Annotated in this window: 12 protein-coding genes; 6 read left to right on the forward strand and 6 right to left on the reverse strand. The window is 39.8% G+C overall.

Translation table 11 applies throughout. The features are described from left to right. Nucleotides 1-65: 65 nt before the first annotated feature. Nucleotides 66-1,367: a CO2 hydration protein gene (locus G3T18_RS19660; RefSeq protein ID WP_224412287.1), complete on the forward strand. Its 1,302-nt coding sequence runs from the start codon at nucleotides 66-68 to the stop codon at nucleotides 1,365-1,367. 75 nt (nucleotides 1,368-1,442) lie between these two features. Further along, nucleotides 1,443-1,655: a hypothetical protein gene (locus G3T18_RS19665; protein WP_224412288.1), complete on the forward strand. Its 213-nt coding sequence runs from the start codon at nucleotides 1,443-1,445 to the stop codon at nucleotides 1,653-1,655. A gap of 85 nt (nucleotides 1,656-1,740) precedes the next feature. Here G3T18_RS19665 and G3T18_RS19670 read toward each other — a convergent pair whose 3' ends face one another. Then, nucleotides 1,741-2,142, reverse strand: a complete 402-nt coding sequence (locus G3T18_RS19670; protein WP_224412289.1) for a fasciclin domain-containing protein — start codon at nucleotides 2,140-2,142, stop codon at nucleotides 1,741-1,743. A 413-nt stretch (nucleotides 2,143-2,555) separates the two neighbouring features. On the opposite strand from G3T18_RS19670, the gene G3T18_RS19675 reads away from it, so the two are divergent. Further along, nucleotides 2,556-3,575, forward strand: a complete 1,020-nt coding sequence (locus G3T18_RS19675) for a YihY/virulence factor BrkB family protein (protein ID WP_224412290.1) — start codon at nucleotides 2,556-2,558, stop codon at nucleotides 3,573-3,575. 161 nt (nucleotides 3,576-3,736) lie between these two features. Here the strand turns inward: G3T18_RS19675 and G3T18_RS19680 are convergent, their stop codons facing one another. The 4 genes from G3T18_RS19680 to G3T18_RS19695 form a co-directional block, all read right to left on the reverse strand. Continuing rightward, on the reverse strand, nucleotides 3,737-4,390 hold the full coding sequence (locus G3T18_RS19680; RefSeq protein WP_224412291.1) for a hypothetical protein: 654 nt from the start codon (nucleotides 4,388-4,390) through the stop codon (nucleotides 3,737-3,739). Between the two features lie 202 nt (nucleotides 4,391-4,592). Beyond that, the gene (locus G3T18_RS19685; RefSeq protein ID WP_224412292.1) at nucleotides 4,593-5,642 is read right to left on the reverse strand and encodes an AI-2E family transporter; all 1,050 of its coding nucleotides are present in this window, start codon (nucleotides 5,640-5,642) and stop codon (nucleotides 4,593-4,595) included. Nucleotides 5,643-5,665: 23 nt separating this feature from the next. After that, the gene (ppsA, locus tag G3T18_RS19690; protein ID WP_224412293.1) at nucleotides 5,666-8,062 is read right to left on the reverse strand and encodes a phosphoenolpyruvate synthase; all 2,397 of its coding nucleotides are present in this window, start codon (nucleotides 8,060-8,062) and stop codon (nucleotides 5,666-5,668) included. A gap of 396 nt (nucleotides 8,063-8,458) precedes the next feature. Continuing rightward, on the reverse strand, nucleotides 8,459-8,725 hold the full coding sequence (locus G3T18_RS19695) for a hypothetical protein (protein ID WP_224412294.1): 267 nt from the start codon (nucleotides 8,723-8,725) through the stop codon (nucleotides 8,459-8,461). 161 nt (nucleotides 8,726-8,886) lie between these two features. Here G3T18_RS19695 and G3T18_RS19700 point away from each other — a divergent pair, with 161 nt between their 5' ends. The 3 genes from G3T18_RS19700 to G3T18_RS19710 all read left to right on the forward strand — a co-directional run bounded on the left by G3T18_RS19700 (nucleotide 8,887) and on the right by G3T18_RS19710 (nucleotide 10,951). Then, the gene (locus tag G3T18_RS19700) at nucleotides 8,887-9,342 is read left to right on the forward strand and encodes a QcrA and Rieske domain-containing protein (RefSeq protein WP_224412295.1); all 456 of its coding nucleotides are present in this window, start codon (nucleotides 8,887-8,889) and stop codon (nucleotides 9,340-9,342) included. Nucleotides 9,343-9,344: 2 nt separating this feature from the next. Further along, nucleotides 9,345-10,211: a ChaN family lipoprotein gene (locus G3T18_RS19705; protein ID WP_224412296.1), complete on the forward strand. Its 867-nt coding sequence runs from the start codon at nucleotides 9,345-9,347 to the stop codon at nucleotides 10,209-10,211. A 98-nt stretch (nucleotides 10,212-10,309) separates the two neighbouring features. Next, nucleotides 10,310-10,951: a hypothetical protein gene (locus tag G3T18_RS19710; RefSeq protein WP_224412297.1), complete on the forward strand. Its 642-nt coding sequence runs from the start codon at nucleotides 10,310-10,312 to the stop codon at nucleotides 10,949-10,951. Between the two features lie 53 nt (nucleotides 10,952-11,004). On the opposite strand, the gene G3T18_RS19715 is transcribed toward G3T18_RS19710, so the two are convergent. After that, nucleotides 11,005-11,660, reverse strand: a 656-nt coding sequence (locus tag G3T18_RS19715) for a diguanylate cyclase domain-containing protein (RefSeq protein WP_224412298.1), incomplete at its 5' end; no start/stop codon positions are given.

Below are 11,660 nucleotides of genomic sequence, written 5' to 3' on the forward strand. Positions count from 1 at the left end.
AGTCACTTATTAATTACTAGAGGGCTAAAGCCCTCACTACAAACCAACTAATCGGAAAAACAACAATGGTACAAACTACAACCGAAACCAAAACTTTATTACCTCCATCTCAACACGAATTTGCTGATATAATTCATCGGCTTGAAGCTGGTGGCTCGATGTTACCAGATACGCCAGAAAATCTAATGCAAATTATCGGCATTTATAAAGCTTATGCCGTACCAATGGATTTTTATTGGCGGGATTTACTTTATATCGCTGAACGAGTCTTTTTAAATCCTTTACCTTTCTTTAAATACTTCCTTCCTCAGTCATATTTAGATTTGCACAATCACTATGCAGGTGATGATGCAGACTTGCGAATTTGGCGAGGTGAAGCAACAGTCCATCCGGAACTTTTGGCATTTATGGAAAAGGGAGAAACCTTCAAAATGCCAAAGCTTTTCCATCATTTATGGCACGATCGCATCAATATGGAATTTGCTGAAGCTTGTATGCGGGCAATGTTTTGGCATGGTCGAGATATGGGTTGGGGTAAGTTTGATGCTTACTTAGATACCGAAGAATATAAAGCTAATGCCGATCGAGCAATTAAAGCTTATTTCAAGTACAATCCGGCGATGTTGGGATTGTATAAATTGTTCCCAGAAATGTTCGTTGAACAAGTTAGGCAGTTATCTTATTATTCTAATTTGGGATTGTTTTGGGAAGTGATGGCTCCGGTTTTCTTTGAAATGTCGGATCTCTATGATGAAGGTAAGTTAACGACAATTCCTGAAGCCATGAATTTCCTGGTTAACGGGATTTTTGCGGTTGCAGGTCGTCCGATTTATCATCATGCTTATATTCGCGGTGAATGCTACGAAATTATCCCTAAATCTCAAGGTTTTACCTGGTTGTATGAAGCAGCATTACCTTATGTAGAAGCTGTATTTTATCGGACTTCTCCCTTTCGAGGTACTAAGTCATACAATGCCCAAGCAAGACAAGTACCTGACGACCAAAAAGACTTTCATTATGGCATTTTATATGCAGATGTTTTTCCGGTGGGAACTGCTGGTATTCCCCCAACATTGTTAATGGATGATATGCTTCATTTTTTGCCGCCTTATCTGAAGGAATATTACCAGCAACATTGTCGCGGTGAAGCAGATATGCTCATCCAATTAGGGATTACTTTCCAACGTTCGATGTATAACGTAACTTCTGCGGTTATTCAAGCCTTGCGACAGGCTTTACTTTATCCTTTGGACGATTCTAATCCCAAACATTTACAGAAAAATCGTCAATTTTTTGAATCACAATTGGAGAGATTTAAGCGCGAGGAAGCGCGTTTAAGAAATATTCAAACACCAGAATATCGCTAAGAAAAAATATTGGGCGATTGAGCAAAACTCAATCGCGTTTTTATTTTAGAGGTCAAACTATTTGTCTCGAAGATCGTGTCCAATTTATTATTATTAGCCATTAGCTTAGGGGTTATTGGGGCTGGCTTGAAAATTCGAGAAGAAGTTTTTCGTTTGTCAGTAGCTTTAACTGGAGTATTTTTGTTGGTTTGGGGCTTTGCTTTAACGCCCCTTCACCACCAATTAATAATTGAGTTATGTTTGCTTGTTCTTGTTGGCTTGATTTGGTCGCGTTACTTGAAAAGCTAATTAAAGTTTAGTTTTGAGTTTAACTTGAGCTAAAATGATGATTTAGCGGGAAAAACTGCAAACTAACTAATGTTAACTCCTGGAGTTAACCCATTAAAATAACGTTATCAATAACGTGAATTACGCCATTATCGGCTTCAATATCTGCGGCAATTACTGAAGCATTTTTCACTTCAAAACTATCAGAACAGTCGATAGAAATAGGCGAACCTTCCACCGAAATAACAGAATCAACTTTTGCTAGGTCAGCTTGCATTAATTTGCCAGATACGACATGATAGGTTAAAATACGGGCAAGCTGAGGAGGATTTTGCAAAAGTGTTTGTACGGTTCCCGGTGGAAGTTTAGCGAAGGCTTCGTCATTGGGAGCAAAAACGGTGAAAGGTCCAGGACTTTTTAAGGTTTCTACCAAGTTGGCTGTTTTAACTGCTGTTACTAAACTTTGGAAAGAACCAGCGCTAACTGCAATATCAACAATATCAGGCATGATTTTACTAGAGCTTTAGTTTCTTGAAAACTTTAGATTAGTATTATTTTACTGGATTTTTAAGCAGATAGGTGAAATTTTCCCATTATTCACTTAAAACCATCACTTCCTGGGGATGTTGATTGGCGAAAAATAATCAAAAAATAAAGCGTTGCTTTCTCAACTGAAAGACTATCCAGCGTCGAGAGCATCTACTCGTGAAGATATGCGCCCACATCTACCAAGTTTATTCCTGGGGAGAAAACAACGCAAGTCGGTTTGCAGTAGCTTATGCTTATAACAGTTTAAAGTTAATACAGGTAGTTGACATCTATAAAGAGACTGAGACTTTTGGGAAATAAATCATCTTTAGATAGATGTATTCTTGAAGGTGTTTATAGTAAACCAGAAAAGATAAGCAACGGTTGCAAAAAGTGAGTTGGAAGACAGTTTGGGATCTGCTCAAGGGAACGTTTGCTGAATGGCAATATAAGCAAGTAAGTATTTTAGCATCGTCGATCGCTTACTATGCTGTATTTTCCCTCGCACCGCTAGTGGTAATTACGATCCGAATTGTCGGTGCTATTTTTGGGGAAGCATCAGCACAGGATGACATTGTTGATTTAGCACAAAGTGTTGTTGGTGTCAAAGGTGCGGGAATTATTGCTACAGCGATCGCTAATAGTCAAGCAGCTAGTAGCAATCAAAGTCCGTTGAGTTTAACAGTTAATGTTGCTATTCTTGGTTATGGTGCTTCGCGGGTTTTCGTGCAAATGCAACGATCGCTTAATCGGGTTTGGGATGTAAAACCAGTACCAAAACGCAGTATAATTCACTATCTTAGCAAGCGATTATTGTCGTTTGTGATGGTATTAATAATTGCTTGTTTGCTGATTTTTTCTTTTGCGGTTAATACTTTTGTCAGCTATTCTCTCAGTGTTTTTGATGCTAATATTCCTGGTATAGACTATCTTTGGACAATTGTTAACTCGCTACTTTCAGTTTGTTTAATTACGCTGTTAGTAACTTTAATTTACCAAATTTTACCTGACACAAAGGTGAAATGGCGCGATGCAATTGTTGGCGCGATCGCTACTGCTATTTTGTTTGTAACGGGACAATTTTTGTTTGGTTTATTTTTAGGAAAATCTGACTTAGGATCTGTGTATGGTGTTGCAGGTTCGTTAGTAATTTTTATCACTTGGGTTTATTTCTCAGCCCACATTTTTTTACTAGGTGCAGAATTTACTCAAGTTTATGCGAGAAAACGCGGTTCGCCGATCCTCCCCGCACCTCATGCAGTTAGTATTTATCCTTATTCTAACACAAAAAATGATTCTGAGACTCAGTCTCAACGTGAATCTCAACATCTAAATTACCAGGCGGCTTTTGTCGGCTGCTATGAATATATACTGCAATTATGGCGGCGTTTAAAAAGAAAGTTGCGAGGGTAATAAGGAATTGTCTAACCTAACCCTCAACGCCCTTCCCTTGAAGGGAAGGGGGAGTAATCTTAAAATAGAAAATCTTTCAATTAAAAAATTTCCCCTCTCATTGCAAGAGAGGGATTGGGCTTTCTTAAGTTTGACAAAGCCCTATAACCAGAAAGCTTAATTTATTCGCTGGTTTTCAGCTTAACTTTTTTCAAATTAAACAGACCTAAAATAGCCAATAAACTGAGAAATGCTAGATTACTAGGTTCGGGAACTGTAACATTATCATCTTCTTCAGAAGTAAAACTAACATTATCAATTTCAGCTAAACCTAACTCGCCAGTGGTTATGGTTTGAAATCCTTCGATGAGGCTATCTTCTGGTTCTGCTACGACCCCAAAAAAGCCTTGTTCGCCTTCATTTCCAACCAAAGTTTCGTCGAAATTATTATCAACAAAAAAACTACCACCTAACACCGAAAAGTCAAAACCAAAACCTTTTACGGAAGTTGGAAAAGCGAATTCTTCCACACTACTCGGAAAAGCCAAACCTACTTCTAACGCTCCGTCAGATACCTCTGCACCGCCAAGAAATCCCGATTCTACTAACTTTAACCCACTGGGAAAAGTAGTAACTGGTTCCACAGGTCCATCGGGAACTTGATTAAAATCTTCTTGTTGAATAGGTAAATCTTCGATCGCTGCTTCCCAACTAGCGCGATCGCGGAAAAATTGATATGCTTGTACTGATTTAGGCATTAAGCCCGTCAGCAACAACCCAGTAGTGGCGATCGCGGCGATCGTTGATAATTTTCGACCCATTTTTACAGTCATCATCTAATTAAAAAATCTCTTCAAATTATCGTAGAGAATTTCAAATCTCTTTAGCTCTTAAGTTAGGGGCGATCGCTATACTCTTCTTCTATCTATTGACTTAAAATAAGATTTCAAAATTGAAATTTTTTCACATTTTATCTCTTACCACAGTAGGAAAAAACTAATAACTAATAACTGGTAATTGCGGGTACGCGATCGCCGCTCAACTGTAATTACGGTCTTGAATTTCATCCCAAGTATTAGCATCGCCGAGAAGCAAAGCAATTTCTCTAGTTTGCTTAAATTCCAAACACAAAACTACAATTGAAACAGTCATTGGTACAGCAATTAATGCGCCGCCAATTCCCCAAACCCAACCCCAAAAAACAATGGAAACAAGAGCCACAAAAGGCGAAAGTTGCAGAGAGCGTCCTTGCAAACGAGGATCGACAATATTCCCTAAAAGCCACTGAATCACTGCCAATCCAGCTAAAGTTAATAATCCTGTTGTGAAGCCATTAAAAATTAGTGCTAATAGCGTCGGTGGGAGAACAGCAATAATCGAACCAATCGTAGGAACAAAATTCAAAACAAACGAAACTAAGCCCCAAACAAAAGCAAAATCTACGCCGACAATCCAACACCATAAAGCAGTAAAAATTCCCGTCAGCAAGCTGGTAAAACTTTGGATCAGAATATATCTTCTCAGCTTACCGCTCATTTTTGACACTGCATAAATAAGTTTATCGCTCATTCGGTGCGAAAAGCCGCGCTTAATTTTGCGACGATATTCGCTAACTTCTAGTAACAATAAAATCAACATTGCTACTACCAAAACGAATAAACTAAGCGTTTCTGTCACCGAGCCTAATCTCCTAAATGCTTCACTAGCAATTTGATTTAAAGATTCAGAAGATATTCCTTGTCCGACGGGTAAACCTCTTTGCTGCGCCCAAGATATTATTGTCTGAATAAATTGCTGGAAGCGAGCTGCATATTCAGGTAGTTTTGGTGCAACAATTTCAGCACTTAAAACTAACGCCCCAATACCTAAAGAAAAAATTCCCGCTAGCAACAACATGACTAATAACATACTCAACCATTTTGGTAGATAGCGATTGAACCAGCGTTGCAAAGGGTAAACTAAAACAGCGATAAAAAAAGCAAAAGCCAAGGGCATTGTAATGACTTTTGTCGCTTTCAGAAACCAGATCGCCAAGAAAGTTACAGCGATCGCGAGTAAAATTGGTACAGTTTTGGATGCTCTTCTCATATCTCATAGTTGATAGTTGCGCTTTAGTGCCATTCTTTTTCTATCTCTGCTATTCGCCGTTTTACCTGAATTACACTATCTGGATTTAAAGAAATTGAATCAATACCCGCTTCAACTAAAAATGCAGCAAAATCAGGATAATCGCTCGGTGCTTGTCCGCAAATTCCTACTTTGCGGTTATTTTTCTTAGCAGTGTCAATTAAGCGACGAATAACGCGCTTGACGGCTAAATTCTGCTCGTCAAATAAGTCTGAAAGTCCCTCAGAATCTCTGTCTACTCCTAAGACTAATTGAGTTAAATCGTTGCTTCCAATGGAAAAGCCGTCAAAACGTTGAGAAAATTCTGCGGCTAATTCAACGTTTGCAGGAATTTCGCACATCACATAAATTTGTAAATCGTTTTCGCCTTTTTTTAAGTTATTTTCAGCTAAAACTGTCAAAATTTTGTCTGCTTCTGCGAGGGTGCGACAGAAAGGAATCATGATAATGACATTAGTAAAACCCATAACTTCGCGCACTCGCTTAATTGCGCGACATTCAAGAGCAAAACCTTCGCGGTAGCGATCGCTATAATATCTCGATGCTCCTCGAAATCCTAACATCGGGTTCGATTCTTGGGGTTCAAATTGTTTTCCACCAATTAAATCTGCATACTCGTTGGTTTTAAAATCGCTCATTCTGACAATTACTGGATTTGGATGTTGAGAAGCAGCAATTTTGCCAATTCCTAAAGCTAAGTTTTCGACAAAATACTCAATTCGATCGGGGTAAGCTGCCGTTAATTGTGCGATTTGTTGTTGAGCTTCCCGATCTGCTAATTCGTTAAAATGAACTAACGCCATTGGATGAATTTTTATGGTATTATTAATAATAAATTCCATCCGCGCCAAACCAATGCCTTGACTTGGCAATCGCCACCAGCGAAATGCTGCTGAAGGACTAGCGATGTTCATCATAATTTGTGTTTTTGTTTCGGGAATATCCTGCAAACTTACATCAGATTCATCGTATTCTAAAATACCTTGATAGATAAAAGCTTCGTCACCTTCAGCACAACTAACGGTAATTTCTTGACCTTCTTCTAAGATATGAGTTGCTTTTTCGGTGCCGACAATTGCCGGAATTCCTAACTCGCGGCTGACAATCGCAGCATGGCAAGTTCTCCCGCCATAATCAGTAACAATTGCTGCGGCTTGTTTCATGATTGGCACCCAATCGGGATCGGTCATTTCGGTAACTAAAATACTACCTTTGGTAAATTTCTCGATATCCTCAGCACTTTTAATTCGGCAGACCTTTCCCGCCGCGATCGCTTCGCCGATACTGATTCCGGTTAAGATTTTTTCGCCTTGTTCTTTAAGCTGATAAGTCTTCAAAGAAGCTGCATTTTTTTGGGATTGAACTGTTTCTGGGCGAGCCTGAACGATATACATTTCGCTAGTTTCGCCATCTTTTGCCCATTCCATGTCCATTGGTTTTTCGTAATGGGCTTCAATCGCAGTCGCCCATTTAGCTAATTGCAGAATTTCTTCATCAGTTAATGTGAATTGTTGCCTTTCTTCTGCTGATGTTTTCTGATTTTCTGTTGCGTGACTATCACCGGAGGCATAAACCATTTTCTTCTCTTTTGTTCCTAGTTTCTTCCCGACAATCGGCTGGATTTTTTCTGCTGATAATAGAGGTTTAAATACCTTATATTCATCGGGAGTTACGCTACCTTGCACGACGTTTTCACCTAATCCCCAAGCTCCGTCGATTACTACTACATTAGGAAACCCTGTTTCTGTATCTAAAGAAAACATAACTCCCGCCGAGGCTTTGTCGGAGCGTACCATTTTTTGGACGCCCACAGAAAGAGCTACTTTTAAATGGTCAAAACCTTGATTTTCGCGATAACTAATTGCTCGATCTGTAAACAAAGAAGCATAGCATTTGCGACAAGCATCAAGCACCTCTGCTTCCCCAGTAAGATTGAGAAAAGTTTCTTGTTGTCCGGCAAAACTGGCTGATGGTAAATCTTCCGCCGTAGCGCTACTTCTCGCGGCAACATCAACTGTTTCGATCTCGTAGCGATCGCTCAATTCTCGGTAAGCTTTTTCGATCGCTTTAGCTAAATCTTCCGGAAATTCTGCTCCTGCAAAAACTTGTCTGATTTCTGCACCAACTTTTTCTAAATTTTCCTCGCCCTTTGCTAATTTGTCGAGCTGATTTTTGATTTTTTCTGTTAATTCATTTGCTGCTAAAAAGTAACGATAAGCCTCTGCTGTGGTCGCAAAACCATCGGGGACGCGAATACCTTTTTTTTTCAACTCTTGAATCATTTCCCCTAGGGAAGCATTTTTTCCTCCCACAAGATCGACGTCATTGGAGTCGAGATTTTCAAACCAGCGAATATACTTATTTTTGGGAAATTCAGACATGATTTTGCCAAGAAATTTAACTAATACAATATAAGATGATTTAGCCGAAAAAACTTAGCTACTTTGAACAAATTTTCTGGCAATTTTTGCTCTTACTATTGACTTAATTTCTTTTTTATGCTAAATAAATAATTAGCATAAAAATTTCTAGCTAATCTCAAAAAAATTAACTATAGCAGAGAACGAGTTAGCTCAAGACATCCTCATTTTCGGAAAACCTGACTAGCAGAGCCTCCGATCTCTGTTCGCTGTTAAATTTAAGTCAAAAAATTAATTAATCTCATCTTCCCAGAGAAAGAAGTTCTGCTAAGATTTAAACTAGAGCCATCTGAGTTATTTGCAATAGGCAAGAAAACTATTTTGCGCAGCGAATAGTCAAGACAGGGCAACTACGAACTAACCAGAGGTTTGGTGTGGATCTGGTTCGTTGGGTGGTGTGTAGCCATGCTTTTTAGCGTAAGCGCGAAAACTCGCCTCAGCAGCAGCAATTTCTTGTTCAGTGGGATAACGACCGTACAATTGATAAAAGTCTTGTTTGAATCTTTTGCGAAAATCAAGCCAAGTCATCTTACTCGCTCCTAGTGCTGTAAGAGCAGGAGACATCTCCAGCATGATATCGCGATCGCGAATAAATTGCATCTCAGCTTTAGTCAGGAGACTCACTTATCTTCTAACTTGAGCTACTTTTGCCAAATTTCAGTTAGGATGAAGAAATGCAAAGCGAGAGGTCAGCTAAACAGTGATGATAAATGAGGATGAGGGATTGTCCTAGCGTTCATTTTATCAAACTAAAAAGCAAACTTTTCCAGAGAGGAAAATAAATAATGGATCGTCGTAAATTTTTAGGTTGGGTAGGAGTCGGTTTTTTAGCTAGTTCATTACCAGTAGCGATCGCTGCTTGTAATAATGAGACGACAAGCGAACCAGAAGCAACTCAGCCAAGTCCCAAACTTGAAATTGACAAAACTATCCGCGAAGATGGTTTTCAAGCTTTTGGTACTCCCGAAGAATTGCAAAATGGTGGCATAATTTTAGACGAACAAGCTGACGTTTTAATCTTATCTAACCCAGAAGATAACAGTCTCGCTGCGGTTAATCCTTTGTGTACCCATCGAGGTTGTACTGTAGAGTGGAAAGCATCCGAAAAAATTCTCTCTTGTCCTTGTCACGATTCCCAGTTTACACCCACAGGTGAGGTAATAACGGGTCCCGCAGAACGACCCCTAAAAACTTATGAAGTTAAACAAGAAGATAATTTAGTATTAGTTAAAATTGTTTAATAATGAATAAATTTTGTGCTTGGACTTTGAGTATTTTTTTGTTAGGAACTACTCCAGTTTGTAATTTGAGTGTTTCTACTCCAATCGCGATGGAAACCCCGCAACCAACCCAGCAAGAAATTTTACAAGCACTGACCCAAACAGATATCATTTATCTAGGAGAAACCCACAACAGTGAAGCAGATAGTCAAGGGCAACTAGAAATCCTAGAAGGACTTTACCAGCAAAATCAAAAAATTGCGATCGCGCTAGAAATGTTTCAGCGTCCTTTTCAAGATGTTCTCGATAAATACCTCGCTGGAGAAATAAGCGAAGCTGAATTAATCGCCCAAAGCGAATACGAACAACGTTGGGGTTTTCCTTGGGAAAACTACGCCCCCCTACTTCATTTTGCCAAAGAAAATCAGTTACCAATTTTAGCTTTAAATACACCTAGTGAAGTAACTCGTCAAGTTGCCCGTAACGGATTAGCAAGTTTGACATCCGAGCAACAAAAGTATATCCCACCTTTAGCCCAAATTCGTCTCGATAACCACAGCTATCGGGAGATGATTCAAAAAGTGTATCAAACCCATCATCAAGGTGGACATGGTAACAGCGATAGTTTTGAGAACTTTTTCGCCGCCCAAGTTTTATGGGATGAAACAATGGCAGAGAAAATAGCTCAATTCTATCAAACAAATCCAGATTATCAAATTTTAGTAATTGCTGGTCGAGGTCATATTATTTACGGCTATGGAATACCCGATCGCGTCGCCAGAAGATTAGAGCGGGAAAATGTCGCCCAACGTTCAGTTTTATTCGGGGAATCACCTCAATTAGAGACAGAGGAAAAACCAGCGATCGCTGATTATTTTTGGCAAGATTAAACTGAAAAAAGGAAATAGCAACTTTAATCCCCAGTCCCCAGCGATCGCTGATAAGTTGGTACTCTGGTAGAGCTAATAAAATCAAAGGAGAAATCAACTTGGGTATCGAATTGCGTAGCTATGTATTTATCGACAGCTTGCAACCTCAGCACGCGGCTTATATCGGTACAGTAGCACTAGGATTTTTACCTTTACCGGGAGATACCTCCCTCTGGATCGAAATCTCGCCAGGGATCGAAATTAATCGTATTACTGATGTAGCGCTGAAAGCTACCAGAGTACGCCCAGGCGTGCAGTTTGTGGAACGACTTTACGGATTGCTAGAAGTTCATGCTGGCAACCAAGGCGAAACGAGAACTGCGGGTAAAGCGATATTAGAGGCTTTAGGAGTTAAGGAACGCGATCGCCTCAAACCACGAGTAGTTTCTAGCCAAATCATTCGCAATATCGATCCCCACCAAACTCAATTAATTAATCGCACCAGACGCGGACAAATGATTTTAGCTGGGCAAAGTCTTTATATTTTAGAAGTACAACCTGCGGCTTATGCTGCTCTCGCTGCTAATGAAGCAGAAAAAGCTGCTTTAATTAATATTCTCCAGATTAATGCTGTCGGTAGCTTCGGACGGCTTTATCTCGGTGGCGAAGAACGAGATATTATTGCCGGTTCTCAAGCAGCTTTAACTGCAATTGAAAGCGTTTCTGGACGTACCAATCCGGCTAGTAGCAGTTCCGAATAAATGCAATCTATTTTTAAAATGGTGATGATTTGGTTTGAAGGAGAAAAAAGAGTTCACAGAATAACTTGCACCTGGCGATCGCGTCCTTGCGCCTTAGCTTGATAAAGCGCGGTATCTGCCGCTTTAATTAAGATTTGGGGAGACTGAGAGATTAAGGGAATAATCGTAGCAACTCCCACACTCAGCGTAACGTACTGACTAACCGTCGATTGAGCGTGAGGAATGCGAACTGCACGAACATAGGAGCGGATTTTTTCTGCAACAGCTTTGGCACCAAGGTAATCAGTATTTGGTAAAATCACGACAAACTCTTCGCCTCCATAACGAGCCGCCAAGTCAGCAGATCGTTGAGCAGCATCAGCGATCGCACCAGACACTTTTTTCAAGGCTTTATCTCCTGCGGGATGACCATAATAATCGTTATATTTTTTAAAATAGTCAATATCGCACATAATTAAAGACAAAGGCTGACCTTCACGAGCTAAACGTCGCCATTCACGAATCAGGACTTGATTAAACTGACGGCGATTAGCAACTCCAGTCAAACTATCAATATTCGCGATTTCCCGCAAACGTTCGTTAGCAATTTCCAACTGACGATAAAGTTCAGATTGTTGAATCGCGATCGCTACTTGGGTTGCTAAATGTTGCAAAAAATTAATTTCCCAGTCTTGCCATTCCTGGAAATGATTATGATGCTGGGCGACTA

Source organism: Oscillatoria salina IIICB1, from assembly GCF_020144665.1.
Taxonomy (GTDB): Bacteria; Cyanobacteriota; Cyanobacteriia; order Cyanobacteriales; family SIO1D9; genus IIICB1.

Excerpts from the sequence above, each read along its gene's own strand:
- G3T18_RS19670 (WP_224412289.1), bottom strand. The coding sequence starts at position 2,142 with ATGCCTGATATTGTTGATATTGCAGTTAGCGCTGGTTCTTTCCAAAGT.
- G3T18_RS19705 (WP_224412296.1), top strand. The coding sequence starts at position 9,345 with ATGAATAAATTTTGTGCTTGGACTTTGAGTATTTTTTTGTTAGGAACT.
- G3T18_RS19680 (WP_224412291.1), bottom strand. The coding sequence starts at position 4,390 with ATGATGACTGTAAAAATGGGTCGAAAATTATCAACGATCGCCGCGATC.
- ppsA (WP_224412293.1), bottom strand. The coding sequence starts at position 8,062 with ATGTCTGAATTTCCCAAAAATAAGTATATTCGCTGGTTTGAAAATCTC.
- G3T18_RS19685 (WP_224412292.1), bottom strand. The coding sequence starts at position 5,642 with ATGAGAAGAGCATCCAAAACTGTACCAATTTTACTCGCGATCGCTGTA.
- G3T18_RS19700 (WP_224412295.1), top strand. The coding sequence starts at position 8,887 with ATGGATCGTCGTAAATTTTTAGGTTGGGTAGGAGTCGGTTTTTTAGCT.
- G3T18_RS19660 (WP_224412287.1), top strand. The coding sequence starts at position 66 with ATGGTACAAACTACAACCGAAACCAAAACTTTATTACCTCCATCTCAA.